The organism is Desulfobotulus pelophilus (genome assembly GCF_026155325.1).
Lineage (GTDB): Bacteria > Desulfobacterota > Desulfobacteria > Desulfobacterales > ASO4-4 > Desulfobotulus > Desulfobotulus pelophilus.
The window spans coordinates 67173-89868 of the sequence record NZ_JAPFPW010000007.1 but is presented as its reverse complement, the minus strand read 5'-3'; the positions used below and the strand labels follow the sequence as shown (position 1 = coordinate 89868).

At 53.0% G+C, this 22696-nt stretch carries 19 protein-coding genes; 7 read left to right on the top strand and 12 right to left on the bottom strand.

What is annotated here, in order from left to right; translation table 11 throughout:
- Nucleotides 1-5 precede the first annotated feature (5 nt).
- From OOT00_RS07735 to OOT00_RS07710, 6 genes are all read right to left on the bottom strand, one after another.
- Nucleotides 6-1235 (bottom strand): SpoIIE family protein phosphatase, encoded by a 1230-nt coding sequence (locus OOT00_RS07735; protein ID WP_265424741.1) that lies wholly within the window; start codon nucleotides 1233-1235, stop codon nucleotides 6-8.
- Nucleotides 1232-2404, bottom strand: coding sequence for a [Fe-Fe] hydrogenase large subunit C-terminal domain-containing protein (locus tag OOT00_RS07730; protein WP_265424740.1), 1173 nt, complete (start codon nucleotides 2402-2404; stop codon nucleotides 1232-1234). Before OOT00_RS07730 ends, OOT00_RS07735 begins: the two co-directional genes overlap by 4 nt.
- Entirely contained in the window at nucleotides 2304-3056 is a 753-nt protein-coding gene (locus OOT00_RS07725) for a [Fe-Fe] hydrogenase large subunit C-terminal domain-containing protein (RefSeq protein WP_265424739.1), read from the bottom strand. The genes OOT00_RS07730 and OOT00_RS07725 overlap by 101 nt, the downstream gene beginning before the upstream one ends.
- Nucleotides 3053-3334: a (2Fe-2S) ferredoxin domain-containing protein gene (locus OOT00_RS07720; RefSeq protein WP_265424738.1), complete on the bottom strand. Its 282-nt coding sequence runs from the start codon at nucleotides 3332-3334 to the stop codon at nucleotides 3053-3055. The genes OOT00_RS07725 and OOT00_RS07720 overlap by 4 nt, the downstream gene beginning before the upstream one ends.
- Nucleotides 3335-3662: 328 nt before the next feature.
- Nucleotides 3663-5609, bottom strand: coding sequence for an aldehyde ferredoxin oxidoreductase family protein (locus tag OOT00_RS07715; protein ID WP_265424737.1), 1947 nt, complete (start codon nucleotides 5607-5609; stop codon nucleotides 3663-3665).
- 172 nt (nucleotides 5610-5781) lie between these two features.
- A complete protein-coding gene (locus OOT00_RS07710) occupies nucleotides 5782-7761 on the bottom strand; it encodes a CASTOR/POLLUX-related putative ion channel (RefSeq protein ID WP_265424736.1) in 1980 nt (659 codons plus the stop codon).
- Between the two features lie 395 nt (nucleotides 7762-8156).
- Between OOT00_RS07710 and cydC the strand changes: the two genes are divergently transcribed.
- Nucleotides 8157-9863: a thiol reductant ABC exporter subunit CydC gene (gene cydC / locus OOT00_RS07705; protein ID WP_265424735.1), complete on the top strand. Its 1707-nt coding sequence runs from the start codon at nucleotides 8157-8159 to the stop codon at nucleotides 9861-9863.
- 66 nt (nucleotides 9864-9929) lie between these two features.
- Here the strand turns inward: cydC and OOT00_RS07700 are convergent, their stop codons facing one another.
- Entirely contained in the window at nucleotides 9930-12044 is a 2115-nt protein-coding gene (locus OOT00_RS07700) for a PAS domain-containing hybrid sensor histidine kinase/response regulator (RefSeq protein ID WP_265424734.1), read from the bottom strand.
- Between the two features lie 152 nt (nucleotides 12045-12196).
- Nucleotides 12197-12877, bottom strand: a complete 681-nt coding sequence (locus OOT00_RS07695) for a metal-dependent hydrolase (protein WP_265424733.1) — start codon at nucleotides 12875-12877, stop codon at nucleotides 12197-12199.
- Nucleotides 12878-13062: 185 nt separating this feature from the next.
- Between OOT00_RS07695 and OOT00_RS07690 the strand changes: the two genes are divergently transcribed.
- The gene (locus tag OOT00_RS07690; protein ID WP_265424732.1) at nucleotides 13063-13911 is read left to right on the top strand and encodes a flagellin; all 849 of its coding nucleotides are present in this window, start codon (nucleotides 13063-13065) and stop codon (nucleotides 13909-13911) included.
- 216 nt (nucleotides 13912-14127) lie between these two features.
- Here OOT00_RS07690 and serC read toward each other — a convergent pair whose 3' ends face one another.
- Nucleotides 14128-15216 (bottom strand): 3-phosphoserine/phosphohydroxythreonine transaminase, encoded by a 1089-nt coding sequence (serC, locus tag OOT00_RS07685; RefSeq protein ID WP_265424731.1) that lies wholly within the window; start codon nucleotides 15214-15216, stop codon nucleotides 14128-14130.
- Between the two features lie 266 nt (nucleotides 15217-15482).
- Here serC and hisD point away from each other — a divergent pair, with 266 nt between their 5' ends.
- The 5 genes from hisD (at nucleotide 15483) to OOT00_RS07660 (ending at nucleotide 20238) form a co-directional block, all read left to right on the top strand.
- A complete protein-coding gene (hisD, locus tag OOT00_RS07680; RefSeq protein ID WP_265424730.1) occupies nucleotides 15483-16781 on the top strand; it encodes a histidinol dehydrogenase in 1299 nt (432 codons plus the stop codon).
- A gap of 245 nt (nucleotides 16782-17026) precedes the next feature.
- On the top strand, nucleotides 17027-17455 hold the full coding sequence (locus OOT00_RS07675) for a MarR family winged helix-turn-helix transcriptional regulator (RefSeq protein ID WP_265424729.1): 429 nt from the start codon (nucleotides 17027-17029) through the stop codon (nucleotides 17453-17455).
- Nucleotides 17456-17462: 7 nt separating this feature from the next.
- Nucleotides 17463-18785 carry an MATE family efflux transporter gene (locus tag OOT00_RS07670; protein ID WP_265424728.1) on the top strand — a complete coding sequence of 441 codons (1323 nt, stop codon included), beginning with the start codon at nucleotides 17463-17465 and terminating at the stop codon, nucleotides 18783-18785.
- Between the two features lie 114 nt (nucleotides 18786-18899).
- Nucleotides 18900-19370 (top strand): MarR family winged helix-turn-helix transcriptional regulator, encoded by a 471-nt coding sequence (locus tag OOT00_RS07665; RefSeq protein ID WP_265424727.1) that lies wholly within the window; start codon nucleotides 18900-18902, stop codon nucleotides 19368-19370.
- Between the two features lie 79 nt (nucleotides 19371-19449).
- Nucleotides 19450-20238 carry a hypothetical protein gene (locus OOT00_RS07660; protein ID WP_265424726.1) on the top strand — a complete coding sequence of 263 codons (789 nt, stop codon included), beginning with the start codon at nucleotides 19450-19452 and terminating at the stop codon, nucleotides 20236-20238.
- Between the two features lie 18 nt (nucleotides 20239-20256).
- On the opposite strand, the gene OOT00_RS07655 is transcribed toward OOT00_RS07660, so the two are convergent.
- Genes OOT00_RS07655 through OOT00_RS07645 form a run of 3 tightly spaced genes read right to left on the bottom strand, consistent with a single transcriptional unit; the run spans nucleotide 20257 to nucleotide 22473 of the window.
- Complete coding sequence (locus tag OOT00_RS07655) at nucleotides 20257-20841, bottom strand: UbiX family flavin prenyltransferase (protein ID WP_265424725.1); 585 nt, start codon at nucleotides 20839-20841, stop codon at nucleotides 20257-20259.
- Nucleotides 20842-21726, bottom strand: coding sequence for a UbiA-like polyprenyltransferase (locus tag OOT00_RS07650; protein ID WP_265424724.1), 885 nt, complete (start codon nucleotides 21724-21726; stop codon nucleotides 20842-20844).
- Nucleotides 21727-21735: 9 nt separating this feature from the next.
- The gene (locus OOT00_RS07645) at nucleotides 21736-22473 is read right to left on the bottom strand and encodes a class I SAM-dependent methyltransferase (protein ID WP_265424723.1); all 738 of its coding nucleotides are present in this window, start codon (nucleotides 22471-22473) and stop codon (nucleotides 21736-21738) included.
- Nucleotides 22474-22696 lie beyond the last annotated feature (223 nt).

Below are 22696 nucleotides of genomic sequence, written 5' to 3'. Positions count from 1 at the left end.
TGCCATCAGAGATAATGGATGCTGACCTCCTTAAGATAATGATCCACGAGAAGCCCCTGTATTTTTTTTACGATATTCCGGCGGATTTCCAGGCCTACGGGCATGTTGGGATCCTGGTGCGCTTCGTTGATTTTGGTACCCACCAGAAAAACGATGCGGTCGTGGTTGATGACCATATCGATGATTTTATCGGCGGCATTCTGCCGGATGCCGGAAGCAATGGTTCCGGTGACGATGTTGGTCTTCTGTTCCAGAATTTCCGCAACCCTGCCGAGGGTAATAATGCCTTCCGTAACCAGATCCGCTCCCTCCATTTCCGACGCCGGCGGAATAACAGGATCCAGATTCTTCAGGTCGGTCCGGCAGGGTCTTTCGGTGTGGCGGGATATGATGCCCGCAGTGGTACCGCCTGCAATGATTCGGGAGCCTTTAAAGGATGTGAACTGCCGGACCATTTCGCTGTCATGGTCCGGATTCATGGGAGGACCGGTGACAATCAGCAGATCCCTTGGGCTGCGAATGTAAATGACGCCGCAGGTGATATCGTCTTTAGCTTTGTACTGGTCATGGAAGAGTGCCCGTTGCACAATGGAACGGGCCAGTTCCCTTGCGCTGATGGAAGGAGCCGTACGGATTTTATCCAGTATGAAATCCCTGACCCTTTCCTCGCCCCAGCCAAAGGGAAAGCCCTGGCTTCCCATGCCGGATTGTGTGACGCCGTCGGAGAAAAAGACCAGTCTGTCGCCGGGAAGGGCATGGTAGCTGGAATAGTACATGGTGGCATTGTGAGGCGGTGCCGTTTTTTTATTTTTTCTTTCTATGATGCTGCTGTGCTTTTCCGGTGTGAAGAGCTGTCTGTCACGGATAAGAAAATAGCCCGGATTATCAAATTCAATGATCCTCACCTGCAGACCCGGTTCAATATCCACAATGGTGAATGTGGCATAGCTGATTTCCCGCAGTCTGCATACGGGGAGGGTATTCATGATGGTTCTGGCGGCACGTTTGATGGGGATATTGGAAGCCACAAATTTGAGCGCCATGGTAGCCGTAAGGGTGGAGAGCACACCGGCTTTGATACCCGATCCCAGGCCGTCTGAAAGGACGGTGATCACCCTGCCGTCATTTTCATTTTTCTGGGACAAAAAGGTATCTCCTCCGGCCCCTTCTTTATGTTTGAAGATCTGATGATGGTCCACCTCAATAAAGCTTTCCGCCGCTGGCATATGAATCATGCGTCCCTGTCCTCATCTCCTGAAAAGGATTCTATCACAGAGTTCAGTATGGCCTCTGTTTCAGCGGCATTCTCACCAAGGAGAAAGGCAATTTTCTGAACCAGTTTCAGGTTTTTATTGATGACCCGTCTTGTTTCATCAATCACCCTGGATTTTTGAATCTGGGGAGCTGTCACATCCTGCAGTACCCCGCAGGCGCTTTCTCCTTTTTCAATGGAAAAAATAGTTAGGTGGAAAATGTTATTTTCTTCACGCACGTCTCTGTTGATAAGGTCCAGTCCGTTGAGGCTGATGACATCCTTGAAGTAACGGGCCAGAGGGGTGACTTTTTCAAGGCTGGCTCCTTCCATGCCCGGCCGTACTTCAAACATGGACAGTACGTCTTCTCCCATCATTCTGGCAAAGTAGCGGTTGCACTCAATGATCTTTAACTGATTGTCGCAGATGACAACCCCTGCCGGAATGGCCCTGATGAGGCCATTGGCTTTGGTCTGGGCAAGGGTTTTCATGTAGGAAAGACACATGGTTTTTTCGGCTCTGTCTTCCAGCATGGCAATGGCAAAGGCTTTGCACGTGTCGTAACCGCAGCTTCCGCAGTTCAGGGCATCCTGAACGGTTCGCTTGCCTATCTGACGGAGGGCGGCCTGAATTGTTTCCTCGGAATGTTCGATGGGGAGATGTCTTTCCACCGGAAGGGTACCGTGCATGTCGGGCAGTTTTTCCGTAAGGGTATTTCTGGCCTTCAGGGCATATTCGAGAAGGCGGATTCTCCGGAAAGCCCTTTGGGTATCGTCACAGACTCCCGGTCCGTTGATGCAGCCTCCGGGACAGGAAAGAAGTTCCATGAAGAGAGGAGCGGAAAGCTCAGAAGGCTTTATGCCTTCAAGGGTTTTGCGTATCTCTTTCAGTCCTGTGACACTCATCATGTGCACATTCCGGAGGGGAGCATACTTCCGGATGGAGGCAATCATGCCCCCTTCAATGGGATACAGGCTGCCTTTGGCTGCCTTGACAGGAATAAAGGTATTTTTGGCGGCCTTATGATCAGCCGGACGGATGCCTTCATCTTCAAACCAGCGGTTTAAGTCCGTAAAAGAAATGGCGGCATCCACAGCATCCCAGGTATCCGCTTCCCTTTTTTTTGGCGATGCAGGGGCCGATAAATACAATGCCTGTTTCTTTTCCGTACTTTTCTTTCAGATATCTGGCATGGGCCAGCAGGGGGGAGGCACAGTCCGTAATACAGGGGCTGAGTTCCGGCATGTAGTGTTTGATGAATTCCACAACCACAGGACAGGCCGATGATAAAAAGAGTTTTGGCTGATGAAAGGGCTGTGGTCCTGTTGTGGATTCCTGTGACCGGAACTGCACCCGATATCCATAGAGCCTTTCCATATGGTCCCGCGGATCCGTCTCAGAACTGTTCTCGGCCATCGAGAGATCCTGAGCAATTTTGGCGGATACCAGATCTGCACCGATACCGGTTTCGGAAACTCCGTAAAAACCCAGAGACTTGATGGCCGCGATCAGCTGACCCGGTTCGATGTCCGGATAGACAGCGGCAAAGGAAGGCGCAAGGGATACAATTACTTTTGGTTTCAGCTTCAGGATCTGGCGTGCCTGCGCCAGGTCATCCCTTACTTTTTTGGCCTGGGCAGGACAGGCCACAACACAGTGACCGCATAGTACGCACTGGTCCGGAATGATGATGGCGTGCCCCTTTTCCACACGAATGGCTTTGACAGGACATTCCCGGATACACTTATAGCAGTCCTGACAGCGGGTTTTTTCCGTATAGATGGGGCTTTTGATTCGAGTCATGATTTTTGCCGCCTGATTTTATGGGCCAGAAGATCATGGATCATTCCCGGCTGAACCCCCTGAATCAGTTCGCCGTCAATGGTGATGTTGGGGCCGTTTTTGCAGTGCTGCTCGCAGAGGCAGCCCTGTACCGTAAGGGACTCCGTGAGCCTGTTTTTTTGGATAAAGGCTTCGATGGCCGCGGCATTGAGATTATTCCCCTTGGAAAAGCAGGAACTGCCCATGCAGATGGTGAGGGTTTGAACAGGTTTTACAGGATTGTCCATTGGTAAATGCATGTCCTTTCGGTGTGCATTATTTTTTTACATTTCAGCATTGCAATTTCAGCAACTTAGTTATGGTGTAAGGTGCCCTGCCGTTTGTAAGTGACGTTACAATTGTTTCGTATTCCGGTACTCAAGATCCTTAAACATTTTTGCTCCCGTAAAGGGGCTTGCGGTTTTCAGCTTGAGTGCCGGATTGAGTCACGAACAAACAGCCTGGGTGCCCATGAACCTGCTTGACAAGTATGGCTCTTACCAAACGATGGTTGTACTGAATAGCAACGCACGGCACGCAGCGCGTTTTATCCTTAAGTAACTTGTGGTTACTCAGAAATTATAAAAACTATACCCTTTTTTCCCCTGACGGGTAGACATCCAGGGGCCATGGTTTCGGGCCGTCCCATGGATCAAGGGGCAGTTCTTTTTCAAGGGTATTGGCCACAAAGCCCAGCTTCAGCTTTTCCAGTTTTCTGCGTGTGGGAATCCCCGTTACCACATCCTGACCGGACGCTTCATAATAGGCGGTGAGCATGGCTTCGTGCTTTTCCTGCTCTTTGGCAGCCTCCTCTGTTCCCAGAAGATCTTTGTGCAATACCAGCCTGTCATCCTGCCTGCGGGTTCCGAAGCGGGCATTCAAGGCCTTTTCCAGAAGATAGACCCGGTCTGCGGTTTCGGCAAGGCGTTCTTCCGTATAGGGAATGCCTGTGGCGGCGGTCATGAGCCGGGCCAGCCCTTCCATGAGAGGGTACTGGTTTACAAGGGGGACTGCACAGCTCCAGGAGTTGACAGCACCCTTGCATCGGCCGATGCAGTCCGCAAGGGTACAGGCCCTTTCGGAGACGATAAGGGCGGATACGGGGTTATCAGCCATGTCTGCGGGAAGACGGCCTTCGCTTTTCAGTTTAGAAAAAAGATCGCCGTCATTTTCTCCATAGGCCCAGCTCCGTCCCCTGAGATGGTCGGCACCTCGGGTGCTGGTGGCGTGGGCCAGGGCAAACATGCCCGATTTATAAGGGCCTCTGGAAAGGCCTTTCACGTGGTAACAGACATCCATGGCCCTTTTTCCCAGAATCTTTGCGCCAAGGTAAAGGCCTTCCGCCACAATGTTGCCGAACCCCTGTCGCAGGGCCGTTCGGTGCAGCAGCTCCACCTGATCGTCGGCATTTTCCCATGACAGATCCAGTCCCCCCGTATCTTCAAGGGTGATATCGCCCATATGGAAAAGGTCCTTGACCATGGCTATGGTGTTGCCTGCCGCAATAATATCCATGCCATAGCGGTCGCAGAGGTTTTCCATTTCCATGATCACCACAGGATCGGTGATGCCGCAGTTGGTGCCGAGGCAGAAAACGCATTCATATTCCATGGCTTCGCCCTGCTCTCCGGCTCGGCGTCCTTTGGGGATTTCAAAACGGTTTTTACACTGCACCGTACAGTTCCGGCAGCCCGTACGACGGACCTCATATTCCTTGAAGGCTTCGGGCTGAATGGCTGCAGGGATCTTGCTTCTGTCCCAGAAGTCTTCATAATTCCGGTAGCCCGGAAACCAGTTGAGGATGCCGTGGTGGGAACCTATGCAGGAGGCAACGCCCTTTTGAAAGGGATCTGTTTTAAAGAAATTTCTGTCTTCCTTCGCAAGGGCTTTAAAGGTTTCAGGATCGGCCAGTTTCACCTTTCTGTTTCCCCGGACCACGATACCTTTAAGGTTTTTGGAGCCCATGACAGCCCCGGCACCTCTGGCGGCGGATGCGTATTTATCCACAATCACAGAGGCAAAACGAACCAGACATTCTCCTGCCTGACCAATGCAGGCTACACTGATATCCCTGTTGTGGGTGTTGCGCATGGCATCGGTAAATTCCCAGGTATCCGTGCCCCAGTGCTCCGGGCAGGGAATCAGGGAAATCTCATCTTCATGGATATACAGATAGGAGGGGTTTTCACATCGGCCTGTGATATTGATCTGATCCCATCCGGCAAGTTTCATGACATGGGCCAGCCTTTCGCCCGCATTGCCGTCTCCCAGAATGCCGCTGTAAGGAGACAGGGTGCTGACCTCGACACGGCTGGTGAGTCCGAGAACCGTGCCGGAAAGGGGGCCGGGAGCAAAGCAGATGACGTTTTCCGGGCCAAGGGGGTCGGTGCCCGGAGGGATGCGATCAAAAAGAACTTTGTCGTTTAAACCCCGGCCACCGATAAAGAGTTCGGCATCTGCCGGGTTCAGTTCGGCGGGCTCAAGGGTCCCGCGGCTTAGGTTCACGTTCAGTATGCGGCCACACCAGCCTTTCATGATTTTTTCCTTTTTTTGAGTCTTGAAGTTGTCTTCGTACCAAGTATATTCCTTACAATATCAGACTTCTGGCGAGCCAGAAAGTCTGGATGGGGTTTTCTTCCCCATTGAGTGTGCTGCCATCCACGAACAGAGGCACAGAACCGGTAGGGTAGGGGCCCGGTTTTGTTGATTATTTTTGTAGAGAAGGGTTCTGGCCTGCAATCACCACCAGGCAATCCCCTTTTTTCAGTTCTATAATGGCATTGTGTGCAGGATTGAGACAGAGGCTCCGGGTTGGATTTTCTCCGGCTCCGGAGCAGGAGAGGCCCAGCAGAGTTTCCCCTTTCTCCCATGCCCTGCGGCAGAGATCGGCAAAGGATAGCTTAGCCTGTGTAAGACCATACTCAGCAGGGCTGCGGAAGGTGATTTCCGGTCCGCCTGCACGGAATAGCTGGTGGAGAACGGTGAGCATTTCCCTTCGGAGAGCCACATGGACCAGCAGATGGCCGAGAAGCAGGGGGCTGATGATGGCTTCTCCTTTCCGGTGGCCGAGAAGGCGTCTGTTATTGGGATCGGAGAGTTCCAGCAGAATCTGCGGCCTGTTCTCCATGGTCTCCAGAAGGGCTTCCAGCTGAAGGTAGCCCACAATGGTGCGGGCATCGGCTTCCTCACCGGAGGCCAGCCGGTCGCTGCTGAGCAGAACAATCGTGTCAAAGAGCCTGAGATCCATGGCGCACCATGCTTCTTCGCTGGTAACCTCCCCTGTGATATGGTGCAGAAAATGGTTCGCGATTCCCGTTTCCGCATCCAGGATGGCACAAACCCGCTCTTCCACAGGGCGGGAAGAGAAGATGGTAACCTGCTGGATCATATCGCCATGGGAAACAAGTTCCCGAAGGAGTTCGGGAACTTTCTGGCTCCATCCGGCAATGAGGATGGCTTTTTTATGGCCTGTATGGACGGGAATGGAAACCGGTGTCTGCCCGGTGTTTTCTTTGGCATGGAGGGGCGCACAGGGCTGGCGGTATTCCCGTGCGGCATCGAAATCCTTTGCCAGCATCACAAGACTGTCTCCCGGTTGCAGTATGAGATGGCCCGGTGGCGACAGTATGGCGGAAAAATCCCCGTTTTTTTCCCGTACAAGGCCGCAGAGACAGGCTTTAGGGAAGCCCTCCCGGATTCGGTCAATGGTGGAGCCATCCAGGTCCGGATTCTGGTGAATATACAGATTCTGGCCGATGCCATGGTGGAACAGTTCCAGACAGACATGGGATAAGCCAGGGTGTCTCACTGTCTGGATCATGATTTTGCTGATGAAGGAATCTCCGGCCACCACTTCCATGGGACCGTGAAAAGCCCGGCGGGCAATGTGTACCTTGTCCGGCTCCTGAATTTCTGTGACCACATAGGGAAGGGCAGCCCCTGCCGTTGCCGCCTGACTGTTCAGGGCCAGGAGAATTTTGATGACTTCCACGTCCGAGGATACAGCCCCTGTATAGGCAAAGGTTCTCGCAGGAACAATGACTGCCGCTGCATTCAGGCATGCGGCGCGATGGAGGTGCTCATTGTTGAGTGCGGAACCCGACCGGAGAATGACGGAATTGAAGTGCTTGCCCAGAATGGCGTCAGAGCGCAGCTCCTGGGCAAGCTCCGGCCTGAGATCCTCCGCCAGCACAACCAGACGCAGGCGTCCACTGCCACCGGACCGGGACAGAAAACGCCGAACTCTGCCTTCGGCAAGCCATAGCTCGCGGAGAAGGGGGAGGGTCCGGTCCGTCCATCCCAGAATAACAATATGGTGGTTTATATTCACAGGGCTCAGTCCCCTTTCAAGGGAGCGCATATGACGGCCCAGCCACTGGGTCAGAATGGCGACCAGAGCACCCAGAAACAGAACATAGCCGCTGACTGTCAGCACGGTGGAAACCGTACGTCGCCATATGCCCTCATCATCTCCCAGATAACCCGGATCCGTAAGCCGCAGAAAAGCCCACCAGATTTCGTCTTCTATTCCCGTTCCCGGTTCACCGGATCCATACACAAGGATTCCGCCTAAAATGGATATAAGTCCGATGAGGGTGGCCATGACCAGAAACTGCCAGGGAGTGCCGCGGATGAAAAGGCGTTCCAGAAAATAACGGAAACGCTGCATGGGACTGAATGCTTTCATAAGGACTTTTCCTTCGTTTGCACTGGCAGGTTCATAAAGGCCGCTACGGTTTTTACTCCTGCTGCAGGAAAGGGGCCAGAGATGGCTTTGTTTCATACCCGTTTCTGTCATGAATCGGGTGAATGTGCCCGGATTCGGGGTTTTTCTCCTGTCTCTGGCCTGACAAGCCCTGTCCTCTCCCTGCAATGAGTGGGAAAAGATCGGAAAAAGCATGACCGGATAGCAGGAAAAGAATACTATCATGCTATTTTCCGGATGTCTGCGGAACAGTCGGAAAGGGGCGTCCGTTTGTGGGTTTATATCCGCTAAATGACTATCATATGGAGAGTTCTGGTCAAGACCTGCCGCCAGGGGCCAAGCAGGCAGGCACAGGCCTGTATCAGGGAAAAGAGACTGTGGAAATCAAAAAGGACGTGCTGCCAAAAAAGTCGGGGTTGTTTCGGGACGATTCAGGCAAGAAAGATCTTCCTCTGCGTTCTCTGTTTTTTCTGCAGGGGTCCATGGGATGGGCGGGGCTGGTGCTGGGTGCACTGGGGTTGGGGGCAGCCGTGCTGTTGCTTGCCGTTTCCGGCTGGTTTATCACCGCTGCGGGAGTGGCGGGGCTGTCTCTTGTTACCCTGCACAGCTTCAATTATCTGCAGCCTGCAGCCTTTATACGGCTCCTTGCCATTACCCGGACGCTTGCCCTGTACGGAGAGCGCATTGTATCCCATGATGGGGTACTGCGTCTTCTGCAGCGCCTGCGAATCTGGCTTTTTGACGGTCTTTCCATGATGAACCGTTTTCGTATGGCGGGCTTTGGCAGCGGTGATCTTATGCAACGCATGCTGGCGGATATTGACCTTCTGGATCAGTGGCCTCTGCGGGCGCTTTCTCCATGGATTTGGGCCGCGGGGCTTTGCCTGCTTTACGGGGCCGTACTTTTCTGGATCTTTCCTGTTCTTTCCGTGCTGTTTATTTGTTTTATGCTTTCTCTGTGTGGTTTGCTGCCATTGCTGATCCTGCCTCCAGTACTTCGGCTCAGCCGTTCCCATACGGCTATGGCGGGAAGGCGCAGACAGTTCGTTCTGGAAACTATGGCTGGTCTTATCACCCTTCGTACGACAGGAGCCTTTCTGGCAAGGCGTAAGGCCATTGCCTCCATGGATCAGGATATTCTTAAGAACCAGTGGCACCTGCAGAGCCTGGGAGTGGCTGCTCAGTTTTTTATTTTTCTTTCCCTTTCCGCCGCCCTGTGGATGGTTCTCCTGTATGGAGGCAGGGCTGTCCAGGAAGACCATTTTTCTGCGGCAGTGCTGGTCGGTCTTGTGTGTGTCATGCTCGGGTTTGTGGAAGTTCTTTTACCCTTATCCACAACGTTTCAGGCCCTTGGTTTTACCCTTGGAGCCCGGGACCGGCTTCTGGAAGCGGTGCAGGGAGAACAGGAAGAAAAAAGGAAAGTCACTGTTCTTTCCGGAGCCCCTTCTTTATCCCTTGAGGGCATCAGCGGCCGTCAGCAGAATGCCGTTACAGGGCCCAGGGATGTTTCTGTTTTGCTGCAGAAAGGCGGGACTTTGTGGATGGAAGGCCCTTCGGGCTGCGGTAAATCAACTCTGGCCCTGATGATGACTGGCTGGTTGCGCCCCATGGGAGGAGCCATCCGGGTGAATGGCGTCCCCATGGAGGATGTGGAAGAACGTTGTCTCCGTCGTTGTGTGGGGCTTCTGGATCAGGACGTGCATCTTTTCCCCATGTCATTGAGGGAAAATCTTTGTCTGGCAAAACCTCTGGCCCGAGAGGATGAGCTGTTCGACCTTCTGGATGCTGTGGGGCTGGGCGACTGGGCCCGGCAGCTGCCCGATGGTCTGGATACCCAGCTGGGGGATTATGGAACGGGGGTCTCCGGCGGACAGGCACGGCGGCTGGCCCTTGTACGGCTGCTGTTGATGGAAACGCCCATTCTTGTTCTGGACGAACCCTTTGAAGGACTGGACAGCTCCACAGCAGACCAGCTTCTTGCCATGCTTCGCAGCAGGCAGAAGGATGGTATTTTGATTGTGATCAGCCACCAGCAGCTGAAAGGGCGCAGGCATTTTGACCATTGTCTTTCCATAGATGTCTGAATATGGGAATGCTCGTTTTCGGTTTTTGGCAGAGCGGGTATATGCCCTGCTCCGGGCAGTTTCATGTCAGGCTGCATCAAGAACCTGACGGATTTTTGCCGCTAGATCACCTGCTGTTACGGGCTTGGTGAGGAGCCCACGGATACCCAGTGCCGACAATTTTTCTTCCGTAAGGTTTTCACTGAAGCCGGTGGAGATAAGGATGGGGGTCCGGGGACGGATGGCCAGAATGGCTTGTGCAAGGCGATCTCCCGACATCTCCGGCATGTGCATATCTGTCAGGACAAGGTCAAAATCATGGGGGCTGGCTGCAAAACAGGCCAGTGCCTGACTGCTTTCCGTGCAGGAAGTGACTGTGTACCCCAAAGAACGCAGTATGGTTTCCTGAAGTTTGATAATGGCTTTTTCATCATCCACCAGAAGAATATGCTCATTGCCGCCTTGCCGTTTTTTTGTGGGCGCAATGGTTTCTTCAGAATTGGACGCGGTGGTTACGGGCAGATAGATGTGAAAGGAAGAGCCTTGCCCTTCATGGCTTTCCACCTGTATATACCCTCCGCATTTTTCCACTATATCCTTGACAACGGAAAGCCCCATGCCGGTTCCCTTCCCCCTTTCTTTGGTTGTGAAAAAGGACTGAAAAATTTTATCAAGGTTCTGGGGGGAAATTCCGGTACCGGTATCCTTTACGCTTAATCTTATATAATTCCCTGCGGCCATGGTCGGGTTCACATGCGTGGGTCTGTCCACATAAATTTCCTTCAGGTGAATCTGCATGTCACCGCCTGCCGTTTCCATGGCATGGTAGGCATTGGTAATAAGATTCATCAGGATCTGGTGGATATGGGCAGGCTCTGCTTTTACGGGGCGGCAGTCATTCTGGATATAGGTCCGGATGCGGATAGAGCTGGGAATGGTAGCTCTTATGAATTTCAGTACCTCTTTGATGATGGGTTGCAGTTTCAATGCCCGGGGTTCCTGATGCTCTTTTCTGGCAAAGGTGAGAATCTGATGGGTGAGGTCTCTGCCCCGCAGGGCGGCCGTATGAATGGCACTGAGTTTGGCATGGCCTGGATCTTCCGGTGGTATATGCATGAGCAGCATTTCCGCATAGCCCATGATGGGGAATAGAATATTGTTAAAATCGTGGGCAATTCCACTTGCCAGCATGCCAATGGCTTCCATGCGGTGAGCATCTATGAGCTGGGTCTGCAGGGCCTTTTTTTCCCGGTTATAGTGTTTGATTTCCGTGACATTATGGGAAATTCCTGCAATGGAACGGATGTTTCCCGCCGAGTCAAAAAGGGGAAAAAGTACGGTTTCATAATCGCGGTCTCCATGGGCCGTAGATATCCGGTCTTCTACGAAAATGGCTTTTCGGGTGCGCTGGATTTGCGCCAGGCGATGCATGAAGAGGGCGGCTGTTTTTTCCGGGAGTAATTCCGTAAAATATTTGCCAATGATTTCTTCTTTTTGTAAGCCGAAGGTGCGGGCTGTTTCGTTGTTGCAGAGAAGATAACGGCCTGCTGCACTTATTTCGGATATGAGGAGGGGGCTGTGATCAATGATGGCCCGTAGACGTTCCTCCATGTTTTTTCGTTTCTGGCGACTTTGAAAGAGAAGAAAAAACAGAAAGGATTGCAGAAGAAGCCCTGTGAGAATCAGTATGCGTATCTGTTTTTCCCGCTGTCGGTTTTCTGTTTCTGCCTGTATGCGGTCTGTTACATCCACAACAATGGAAAAGAGAAGGGTACGCTGGCCCACTGTCACAGGATAGGAGGTAACTTCCACATCACGGATACGGCCATCTGCAAGACGATGCCGGAAAAGAAAAAAATTATGACGGAGCTCTCCGGCTCTGTGCATTTCCTTTTCGATTTCTTCCGGGTCAAGCTGATTGATGGTTTTGATGTTTTGTTGCAGGAGCTCCGGATAACCGTAGAAATGCCAGGCTGCTGCATTGGCATCTTCTATCTTGCCTGTGGCCGGATCAACCAGCAGCATGATACTGCCGTGTTTCTGGACCAGTTCCTGGGCTATATGGTTCTGATTGAAAAAGGAGCCCGGAAGCAGGGTGTTGTTCGGCAGTTCCAGAGAAAGGGCGGGAAAGGGCAGAAGCCATGGGGACGCCAGGGAGCAGAATATCCAGAGTATGGGAAGAATGGGGAGCCTGGATAGCATGGGACACCCTTTTTTTTGGGAGGATGAGCTGGGTGCGGGCCTGTGTCTGTTGTTTTCAGGACCGGGGCATCGGGTATGGGTGCGAAAGGAATGATCGACGGATTTATGAACGGTTTTAAACGGGATGCGGAACCGGAAACGCAGCCAAACACCTACAGCTTTAGCGTTTGGCCCGGAACCATGGAAAGGCACTGGATGTCGGGAGCCTTTTTCCTGAGTGCTGCCTCAAAACGATCCGTATCCGGTTCAAGAATGGGAAAGGTGCCCCAGTGCATGGGGATCACCTGGCGGCATTGCAGAAGGCGGCAGGCTTCTGCCGCATCTTCAGGATCCATGTTGAAGCGTCCGTCTATGGGGACCATGGCCAGAGCAGGGTTGTGGCGCCTGCCGATAAGGGCCATATCGCTGAAAAGGGCCGTGTCCCCGGCATGATAGAAGGAAAAGGCATTTTTCAGATGGATCACAAAGCCCGCAGCAGTACCTCTGCCTGCGGAATGAATGGCAGGTACCATGAAGATCTGTGTTCCTTTTGCTTCTACGGAGCCGCCTATGTTCATGCTCATGGCCTTGTGGGCATCAAGACCATTTCCCTGAAGATGACAGATAAGGTCATGGATGGCGATGACCGACGCACCGGTTCGTGCGGCAATGGCAAGGGTATCTCCAAGGTGGTCATCATGGTCGTGGGTGACCAGAATACAGTCCACCTTCCCTATGGTTTCCTGACCCACGGGGGCTGTGGGATTTCCTTCAAAAAAAGGATCGATGAGGAGGGTTGTTGTTTCCCATTCAACAGCAAAACAGGAATGACCGTACCATGTGACAGAAGGCATGAGGAATCTCCTTTTGGGGTGAATCAACGGCATTTTTAATCCTAGCCGGAGACCCGGTATCAAGTCAAACAGATTGGGGCGATATGAAAAAATTGACATAAAAAATCTATGGTTTATATTTTATATGTCCGTGCTCACCTCCTTTTTTCTCCACGGACACCCACCTTTCAGAAAAGGAGGTCACCATGACTCTCCGTATCAGCTCCCATGGAACAGCCATGTCTGGAGCCAGCCAGCTGGCAAGGTTGCAGCAGGGTTTGGCTTCCTCCCTTTCCCGCATGGGGTCCGGGCTTCAGATTGAGAAAGCCGCCGATGATCCTGCCGGGCTGACCCTGAGTAATCATCTGTTTTCTCAGGCCAGAGGTTTCGGGCAGGCCATGCGCAATGCCAGTGATGCCGTGAGCCTGGCCCAGGTAGCAGAGGGTGGGCTTGCTGGCATAGGTGCTACCCTGCACGGTATCCGTGAAAAGGTGCTGCAGGCGGGCAGTGCCGGTCAGTCTCCGGAGAGTCGGGTTGCCATCCAGTCCGATATCCGTGCTGCCGTCCGTGCAGTGGATGATATAGCCGCCAACACCCGGTTTACCAACCAGCCGCTGCTTTCCGGTGCTTTTACGGATCAGGCTTTTCAGGTGGGTATCCGCCCGGGAGAAACGGTTCGTTTTTCCATTGGAGCGGTAAACTCAGAAAACCTGGGACATCCGGATCTGGGTTTTCTTGCTGATATTGATGTGCGGTCAGCGGAAGGCACGGAAAAGGCCATTGCCGTTGTGGAAGCTGCCATGGGGCAGGTGAATGACAGCCGTGCCAGTCTGGGTTCCACCTACCGCCAGCTGGAGAGCAGCGTACGCAGTACAGCAGCAGCAAGGGTGCAAAGCATGGCGTCTGCTTCTTCCATGCGGGATGTGGACTTTGCTGCCGAGTCCATGAACATGAATCGCATGAAAAATCTCATGCATGCCAGTCTTTTTGCTCAGGTTCAGGGAGGGGCGAATCGGGAGAACGTGCTTTCCCTTCTCATGCCGGGTGTGGGGTAGTCTGACATACGGAGCTGTTGGTATGCTTACCGCAGTATATCTGTTTGTCCGGCAGGGGAGATATGGCGTAGGAGGAAGGGCAGAGGGGCAGGCAGGGCCTGCCCTTTTTTGCCGTGGGGGAAGCATGAAATTTCAGGCCTGCCTGAGCTGTGCGGCGCAAAAAAACGTATGGTAATAAGCCCCGGAAACTGTTCCGGCCTGATGTCTGGCAGGTGCTTATCCCATTCTTTTTTCAAAGTTTTTCATAAAAGCCACAAGGCTTTCCACGGCATCCATGCCCGTGGCATTGTAGAGGGAAGCCCGGCATCCCCCCACGCTCTTATGTCCCTTGAGGCCTCCTAAGCCTGCGGCCAGTGCTTCTTTGATAAAGATGGCTTCGAGATCCCTATGGCGGAGCCGGAAGGTTACATTCATGAGAGACCGGTCTGCCTCTGCCGCTGTTCCCTGATAGAAGTCTGTGGCATCCAGAGCCCCGTAAAGCCGCTCTGCCTTGGCTGCATTCAGGGAAGCCATGGCTTCCAGTCCTCCTATGTCTTCTTCCAGCCATGCCATGACTTTTTCTGCCACATAGATACCGAAGCAGGGTGGGGTATTGTACATGGAATAGTGATCCGAATAGGTTTTGTAGCGCATCAGAGTGGGCATGACAGCATCGGGGTTCCAGAGCAGCATGTCCTCACGAATGATGACCAGTGTCAGCCCTGCAGGCCCCAGATTTTTTTGGGCTCCGGCATAGATGAGGCCAAATTTTTCTACGGGAACGGGCCTGCTGAGCATATCGGAGCACATGTCACAGACCAGAGGAATGCCGCCTGTGTCCGGGTAGGTCCGCCACTGCGTTCCCCGTATGGTGTTGTTGGAGGTGATGTGCACATAGCGGGCACCGGTGTCAATGTCCGCCTTTGTGGGGATACAGGAAAACGACTGGTCTTCGGAAGAGGCGGCATAGCGTACGTTTTTACCTAAAAGCGTTGCCTGCTCAAAGGCCTTGGTGGCCCATGTACCGGTATTGATGTAATCGGCCCTGTCTCCGGTACCCAGAAAATTCATGGGAGCCATGGCAAACTGCAGGCTGGCTCCTCCCTGAATGAACAGTACCCGGTAGTTGTCCGGAAGGTTGAAAAGTCTTCTGGCACGGTTTCGGGCACTGGCCAGCACTTCTCCGAAGAGGTCGGAGCGGTGGCTGATTTCCAGAATGGACATTCCGGAATCCCTGAAATTCAGCATTTCTGCCTGCACTTTTTCCAGCACGGAAAGGGGAAGGGCGGCGGGGCCGGGATTGAAGTTATGGATACGCTCGGTCATGAAAAGAACCCCCTTTCGGGATGGATGTCTGATTGCGTAAGAGTCTCTGTCTGAGTACCCTGCCGTTTATCCCCGTATGGAAAAAACTTGTCAATATCCATATATCTCTTTTGCATACGTCTTACCTTAAAATTATTCCTGTGCTATGAAAGCCTTGTTGTACCGGCTTTTTATGATAAAAGAGTGTGCATGGTTTTTTTCCAGTGTCCCAGACCTCCAGCGGAGGTGGCTGAGCCTTACCTTTTCCTGAAATGGAGAGACTATATATGGAAATGCTGCAATACCCTTCGGCCGAAGCCGAAGCAAAACTTCAGGCTATTGTGACCAGAGGCCTTGGAGAAACGGAAGAGATGACAGCCCAGGTGGGCCGGATTCTTGAGGATGTTCGTACCAGAGGGGATGAGGCGGTACTGGAGTATACACGCCGTTTTGATGCCCCGGATCTGGCAGCCCATGATCTCTGCGTAGCAGAGGCGGAAATCGACGCCGCAGAAAAGATGGTCAGCCCTGCTTTTATGAAAGCTCTGAACAGGGCTGTGGAGCAGATTCGTTCCTTTCACCAGAGACAGGTACAGAATTCATGGATTGATACCCCCAGAGACGGTGTGATGCTCGGTCAGCTTGTGAAGCCTGTGGATGTGGCAGGCGTATATGTACCCGGAGCCACTGGTGGCATGACGCCTCTGGTTTCTTCCGTACTGATGGGAGGCATTCCCGCGCGGATTGCCGGTGTAAAAAAAGTGGTCATGACCACTCCGCCCATGGCCGATGGATCCGTCAATCCCCATCTTCTGGTGGCTGCCCGTAAAGTGGGTATTGATACGGTGATCCGGGCAGGAAGCGCCTGGGGCATTGCTGCCATGGCCTGGGGAACTGGACAGGTTCCAAGGGTGGATGTGATTGTGGGGCCGGGGAATATCTGGGTGACCCTTGCCAAGAAGCTGGTTTCCGGCATGGTGGGGATTGACATGATTGCCGGACCTTCGGAAATTCTTGTGATCAGTGATGGAACGGCACCTGCTGCCTATGCCGCTGCCGATCTTCTTTCTCAGGCGGAGCATGACACCATGGCTTCGGCCATTCTGGTGACAAAGAACGCTGCCTTTGCTGAAGAAGTGATGGCCGAACTTGCAAAACAGCTGGAACACCTCCCCAGAAAAGAGATTGCCCGGGTATCCCTCCGGGATTTCGGGGCGGTTCTTGTGGTGGATACCATGGAACAGGCCTTTGAGGTTTCCAATCGTTTGGCACCGGAGCATCTGGAGCTGCTGATGGAGGAGCCCCTTTCCTGGATAGGAAAGGTGCGCAATGCCGGAGCCATTTTCTGTGGCACCCACACCCCCGAACCCATGGGAGATTATATGGCAGGGCCCAATCACGTGCTTCCTACGGCAGGAACGGCACGGTTTGCATCGGCTCTGGGTGTGGATCATTTTGTGAAAAAATCCAGTCTCATTTCCTACACGAAAGAGGCTTTTATCAAAGAAGCAGAGGATGTAATGCACCTTGCGGGTATAGAAGGGCTTGAGGCCCATGCCCATTCCGTTCGTGTCCGCCTGTCCTGATTCAGGCCTCCGGCCTGCGAATGGCAGGGCCTGCCAGGCTGCAAATGTTGTAAGGCCAGAGACGGAGATGGAAAAGAATGGTTTGAGTCCAGGTGCTGATCAGATAAAATTTTGATATGGCAGGGGGTTCCGAAAGGACCCCCTTTTTATATGCAACGGATTGACAAAGATTTTTTGGTTAGTTAGTCTTCCTAACTGTTTTTTCGGGTGGCCACCCCGATAGACTGGAAACGGGAGGGGGATCAATGGATCTTGCAGAATGTCTTAAGGTGTTACAGGCCCACATGTGGGAACTCTGGAGGGAAGCTGCCAACCGGAGCGGAAGCGGTGAGCTGACAAGTAGCGAACTTTACTATCTTTATGCCCTTCTGGGTTCTTCCGAAGGCATGCGGCTGACGGAGCTGGCAGAGGTGATGCGGGTGAGTAAGGCCTCTGCCAGCGCCATGGCAGCCAAGCTGGAATCCCGGGGTTATCTGGAAAGATGGCCCTGCCCGGAAGACCGCAGGGCTTCCCTGCTGCGGGTTACGGTAAAGTCCAGGGGGTTGGAACAGGAAGATGACCGTGTTTTCAGGTGCATGGCAAAGAGAATAGAGGATTCTCTGGGCCAGGATGAGTACCGGGAGCTGAGCAGATTGCTTGTCAGGGTCTGTGCCGGTCTTGTGTGTGAAAGGTAGATGATTGATGAAGTTGAGCAGTGTTTCAAGGAGTTTCTGGCGGTATACCATTCCATCGGTCATGGCTCTCATGGTCAGTGCCATGTATCAGATTGTGGATGGTATTTTTATCGGTCATGCCATGGGGGCTCAGGGACTGGCAGCCATCAACATGGCCTGGCCATGGATCGGCGTGCTGTTGGCCGTGGGTATGATGATCGGTATTGGTACGGGTGTGCAGTGCGGTATTGCTCAGGGCGGAGGTGATGACAGGAAGGCCGCTGCATTTCTGGGACAGGGTTTCTGGGCTCTGGTGCTGCTGGGGCTGTTTGTCGGAGGACTGCTGGTTTATTCCGCATCCCTGTTTCTGGCCTTTCAGGGGGCAGCGGGTGATGTGGCATTGCTGGGGCAGGATTATCTTCGGGTTATGGGTTTGGCTTCTCCTGTTGTTCTGGCCAGTATTGCCATTCCCTTTTGGGTCCGGAACCTCGGTGCCCCCGGGCTGGCCACCCTTTCCATGGCGACGAGTGCGGTGGCCAATATTCTGCTGGACTATATTTTTATCATGCACCTTGGCTGGGGCCTGAAAGGCGCTGCCCTCGCTACCGTACTGGGGGAGAGTTTCAGTATTGTCATGGGGATGATCTTTCTGTTCAGTCCCTGGAACCGTGTGCCTCTGAAGAAGGGCTTTGTGAGGCTCAGGCCGGGTCTGCTGGCAGCATCTTTGGGAACGGGTTTTTCCAGTATGCTGATGTATCTTTACATCAGTTTTGTGGTGCTGCTGCATAATATGCTGTTTATGGCCTATGGCGGTATTCTGCAGGTGGCGGCCTTTACCCTTGTGGGTTATGTGCTGACTCTGTACTACATGTTTGCCGAAGGGGTTGCCGGCGGCATGCAGCCTCTGGTAAGCTATTACCATGGTGCTGGAAAACCGGAATCTGTCCGGAAAGTGGTGATGCTAGCCATGGGAGTGGCTCTCGGGGTAGGTATGCTCATGACCTTTTTGGTGATACTACGTCCGGACTGGGCCCTGTGGTTGTTTCTTTCCGATGATCCGGAGCTTTTTGCCGCCGCTTCTATGGGGATGCGTCTGCATCTTTTTGCTCTTTTTCTGGATGGTTTTATCGTACTGACCGCCAGTTTTTTCCAGTCCATGGGGATGGCGAAAAAGGCCACCGTGATAACCCTTGGTAATATGTTCATTCAGCTGCCCTTTCTTTTTTTTCTGCCGGGGCTTGCCGGTCTCACCGGGGTATGGTTGGCCTTACCCCTTTCCAATGTGGTATTTGCCTCGCTCATCGCTTGTATGTTTCTACGTCAGATGACAATGCTGAAAAAAGGATCTTGAATCTGAATCCGGTGCTTTTCGGATGGGTAACGGGCTTTTTGTTTTCTTGTTCATTGACAGAAGGGAAGCCGGATTGTAAGAAAAGTTTCAAAAACGAAATTGTAAGGGTGCATAATGATTAGCCATGAAACAGCACGGATGGAAGAACAGGCAGCCTGTCTTGCAGATTTCATGGAGGATCTGGTGTGCCGCATCCGGGTTCTGGATCAGGACGCCCTGAACTCTTACGGGGATGCGGGCATTACCCTGCAGGAGCTTCAGGCAATGGTTTTTCTGGGCAGAAAGGGGCCGGTCCCCATGGGAGAGATTGCCGGGCATCTTTTTGTGGGAAGCAGTACGATTACGGCCCTTGTGGACAGACTTGCGGCAAGGGATCTGGTCATACGGACCCGGTCGCAGGAAGACAGGCGCATTGTCAGAGTAAACCTTACGGATAAAGGGCAATCTCTTTGTGACCATTACCGGACCATCCGCCAGCAGCACTGTCGGGATATTCTGGAGGTGCTGAATGGGGAGGAGAGATCCCACTACGTGGAATTCATGGGCAGAATTGCGGAACGGATGGGGAAAAGCGACCGTTTCTGAAAATGGTAATGGACAGAGAGCTGCATGGAAGCCTGCTTCCAGTGGGTCAGGCAGGTTCTGGTTTGGGAGGTTGTAGAATATGCATAAGGGTTTTTTCCCCTGGTATTTTTCCTATCCTGCGGCAGTCATTGTTCTGGCCTGTGCACTGGTTCTGAACATATGGTTTTCCGGCCATCCTGTATTTATGGGATTTCAGCTCTTCTTTCTTTTTGCTGCCGCCCTGTGGTTGCTGCTGGGCCTGCCCTATGCCCAGTCCCGTTACAGGGAACAAAGAACACGGTCGAGAATGGCTTTTTCCAGAATGCAGGAGGAGGGCCTTTCCGGGGAAGAAAGGGCCGGTATCCTGAGAAGAAAGGAAGAAACGGGGGGGCAGAAAAGGACAGAGGATCCGGCAGTTTCCTCTCCTTCCTTTGCCGTAGAGGACTCCGGAAACCAGAGGATAGAAAAAAAGGAAGCAGCGATTGATCCGGGAGACTGGCTGAAGAAGATGGATTCTCTGGATACGGTTGTTCCGGCAACCGGGTTGACAGAAAAAGAGCGCCCGCTCGGTGTGGCAGATGGCTTCTGCGCGGATGGGGCCTGGCAGGCCTTGGGTGCGGTGGGCGAAGAGAGTTCCTCATTTCTTTGTGAAAGCCGTGAAGAATTATCTACCGGTGCGGTTGTCCCGGATCTTCATGATTCCTCCCTGCTGCGTATACGGGAACTTTTGGAAAAAGAAGCCCCCCTTTCCGTGGATATGGCAGAGGTCTATTGTCTGCAGGAAGGCTATGGTCTCAGTGAGGCCTTGGGAGAGATGAATCTGGTTGCGGAAGAAAGGGGAGAGGGGCGGATTTTCCAGATCCGTGGAGAAATGGTAGAGCGCCTGTAGACAAAGCTCCTTTGAAGCCTATGCCCCCTGCCAGGGAGGCATCAGGCTGTGGGGGCATCCCAGGTGATCCAGAACACGGGCAACTACGGAATCCACCAGAGTTTCGATGTCTTTGGGAAAATGATAAAAAGCAGGGCTGGCTGGAATAATGGTGGCACCGGCCCTTTGCAGTGTAAGAAGATTGTTGAGATGGATGGCATGGAAAGGCGCTTCTCTGGGAACCAGAATGAGGGGCCTTTTTTCTTTGAGGCTCACATCGGCGGCTCGGTGGATGAGATTGTCGCCGATTCCGGCGGCAAGATTACCGATGCTGCGCATGGCGCAGGGAACGATGGCCATTCCGTCATGGGAGAAGGAGCCTGAGGCCGGAGGAGTGAAAAAGTTGTGGGAGTCATGAAGGTGCAGATTCTGTTTTTCTGAAGTGCGGTTTCGTTTTGTCAGGATGGCGCAGGGATCAGCGGATCCCATTTCATGGGCCAGAACGGAATGGCCGGCATCGGAGATGACCAGATGCACCTCAGCTCCGCTGAGCAGGAGGTTTTCCAGGGTTCGGATACCATAGATCACGCCCGATGCTCCGGTAATGGCGAGTACAAAACGCATTCAGAAACCCCTTCCTGTCCATATATCCAAAAAAATACCGCAGAAAAGCAGAAGACTGATGATGCTGTTGACATGGAAAAAGGCCATGGGAATGGCAGAAAGGTCATTTTCTCTGACCATCCGGTGTTCAAGGATGAGAAGCCCGCATATAAGAAGAGCAAAGCCCATATAGACTGTACCCAGACCGAAAGCCGGGGAAAGGGAGAAAATAAAACAAGCACAGAAAAGATGGGTGAGCCTGGCAAGACGAAGGGCGTTACGGATGCCAAGACGGGCTGGAATGGAATGGAGTCCTTCCTTACGGTCGAAATCCGTATCCTGACAGGCGTACAATATGTCAAAACCGGCTATATGGGTAAAGAGAACGGCGGAAAGCAGAAGGATTTTCGGAGTCAGGGTGCCGGTAAGTGCCACCCAGGCTGCAGCAGGAGCCAGGGCAATGGCAGCACCGAGATAATAATGGCATAAAAGGGTAAAGCGTTTCGTGAAGGAGTATCCCAGAAGGAAAATAAGAACGGGTATGGAAAGGGAAAGGCACAGGGGACCCAGCATGGCCGCACTCAGAATGAAAAGGATACCTGACAGAAAAACCAGCAGAGATGCGGACCGGATGGAAATATGTCCAGACGGTATTTCCCTGCAGGCAGTTCGGGGATTGCCCGCATCCATGCGGGCATCCACAATGCGGTTGAATCCCATGGCCGCGGTTCGTGCGGCGACCACAGCCGCGACTATGAGGGCAAGGACGCTGGCCGTAAGCCTCGTCTCCATGGACGCCAGTACTACGGCTGACAGTACAAAGGGCAAAGCAAAAACGGAATGGGAGAACTTGATCATGCGTCCGTAGGTCAGGGTGGTCAGGAAGATTTTCTGCAGAGGAACCATGGCTTTCTTTCAGGTATCTTTGCGGTATTTTTTTTGGGTCTCGGCGGCAAAACCCGTAAGGCTTTCCTTATAACGGGATTCGGAAGGATAGGGAAGGGCCAGGGGACGGAGGCGGAAGCGGGGTTTCAGGGTGACCACCATGCCCACAAAGGTGCCAAAGGGCATACGCTGGGCCAGAGGCCAGGTGTCCGGAGAGCAGCTGACGGGTTTGCCGGGTTCGGGAAAAAGACAGATGGAACGCCAGGTGACAGGTACATCACCCGCCAGTTCCCGAACCATGGTTTTTAGTTCCCAGAGGGTGAAAAAGCGGGCTTTGGCATAAATGCCACGGCCGAAAAAGCCCTGAATCCGTCGTTGCAGCCCTTTGATGGCATAGCGGTTGAGTACACCAATAAAAACACGGTCCTTGGCCACGCGGAAGGATTCTTCGATGGCTTTTCTGGGGTCGGAAACAAATTCCAGGGTGGTGAAGAGACTGGCATGATTAAAGGAGTTGTCGTCAAAGGGGAGGTCTTCGGCGTAGCCCCGGAAAAGGTTTGCCCTATGACTCAGGCGCTCGAAAGCCATGTCCAGCATGACGGGAGAGGGTTCAAGGCCTGTACTGTCCAGCCCTTTATGAATGCAGCTTTCAAGAATATCTCCGCAGCCGCATCCGATGTCCAGAATGGAGTCTCCCGGAGAAGGGCGCAAAAGATCGAAAAAAAGGCGGGCCTCCTGCTGTGTGTAAAGGATACCCTTTTCACTCATGCGCCATTCCCGGTAAGCCAGGCTATTTTTTTCATCAAAAACATGTCCCATGAAAAGATTTTTAGGCAATTCAGGTCCGGTATGCAAGCAAAATAAAAAATGGAGAAAGCGCAGGCTGGAACAGGGCGTATCCGGATAGAGGGTATTGGGGAGGAAGGGACGTTGTTCCCGGTTCGAAGACGGAGGGTTTAGGCGGTTATTATTTTGCGATGGCTGACTCCCT

What these genes read in the sequence shown, in the direction of transcription:
- OOT00_RS07675 (WP_265424729.1), top strand. Translation starts at nt 17,027, where the DNA reads ATGGATCTTGCAGAATGTCTTAAGGTGTTACAGGCCCACATGTGGGAA.
- OOT00_RS07645 (WP_265424723.1), bottom strand. Translation starts at nt 22,473, where the DNA reads ATGAGTGAAAAGGGTATCCTTTACACACAGCAGGAGGCCCGCCTTTTT.
- OOT00_RS07695 (WP_265424733.1), bottom strand. Translation starts at nt 12,877, where the DNA reads ATGCCTTCTGTCACATGGTACGGTCATTCCTGTTTTGCTGTTGAATGG.
- OOT00_RS07670 (WP_265424728.1), top strand. Translation starts at nt 17,463, where the DNA reads ATGAAGTTGAGCAGTGTTTCAAGGAGTTTCTGGCGGTATACCATTCCA.
- OOT00_RS07735 (WP_265424741.1), bottom strand. Translation starts at nt 1,235, where the DNA reads ATGATTCATATGCCAGCGGCGGAAAGCTTTATTGAGGTGGACCATCAT.
- OOT00_RS07725 (WP_265424739.1), bottom strand. Translation starts at nt 3,056, where the DNA reads ATGACTCGAATCAAAAGCCCCATCTATACGGAAAAAACCCGCTGTCAG.
- OOT00_RS07700 (WP_265424734.1), bottom strand. Translation starts at nt 12,044, where the DNA reads ATGCTATCCAGGCTCCCCATTCTTCCCATACTCTGGATATTCTGCTCC.
- OOT00_RS07720 (WP_265424738.1), bottom strand. Translation starts at nt 3,334, where the DNA reads ATGCATTTACCAATGGACAATCCTGTAAAACCTGTTCAAACCCTCACC.
- OOT00_RS07650 (WP_265424724.1), bottom strand. Translation starts at nt 21,726, where the DNA reads ATGGTTCCTCTGCAGAAAATCTTCCTGACCACCCTGACCTACGGACGC.
- serC (WP_265424731.1), bottom strand. Translation starts at nt 15,216, where the DNA reads ATGACCGAGCGTATCCATAACTTCAATCCCGGCCCCGCCGCCCTTCCC.
- OOT00_RS07655 (WP_265424725.1), bottom strand. Translation starts at nt 20,841, where the DNA reads ATGCGTTTTGTACTCGCCATTACCGGAGCATCGGGCGTGATCTATGGT.
- hisD (WP_265424730.1), top strand. Translation starts at nt 15,483, where the DNA reads ATGGAAATGCTGCAATACCCTTCGGCCGAAGCCGAAGCAAAACTTCAG.
- OOT00_RS07690 (WP_265424732.1), top strand. Translation starts at nt 13,063, where the DNA reads ATGACTCTCCGTATCAGCTCCCATGGAACAGCCATGTCTGGAGCCAGC.
- OOT00_RS07710 (WP_265424736.1), bottom strand. Translation starts at nt 7,761, where the DNA reads ATGAAAGCATTCAGTCCCATGCAGCGTTTCCGTTATTTTCTGGAACGC.
- OOT00_RS07660 (WP_265424726.1), top strand. Translation starts at nt 19,450, where the DNA reads ATGCATAAGGGTTTTTTCCCCTGGTATTTTTCCTATCCTGCGGCAGTC.
- OOT00_RS07715 (WP_265424737.1), bottom strand. Translation starts at nt 5,609, where the DNA reads ATGAAAGGCTGGTGTGGCCGCATACTGAACGTGAACCTAAGCCGCGGG.
- OOT00_RS07665 (WP_265424727.1), top strand. Translation starts at nt 18,900, where the DNA reads ATGATTAGCCATGAAACAGCACGGATGGAAGAACAGGCAGCCTGTCTT.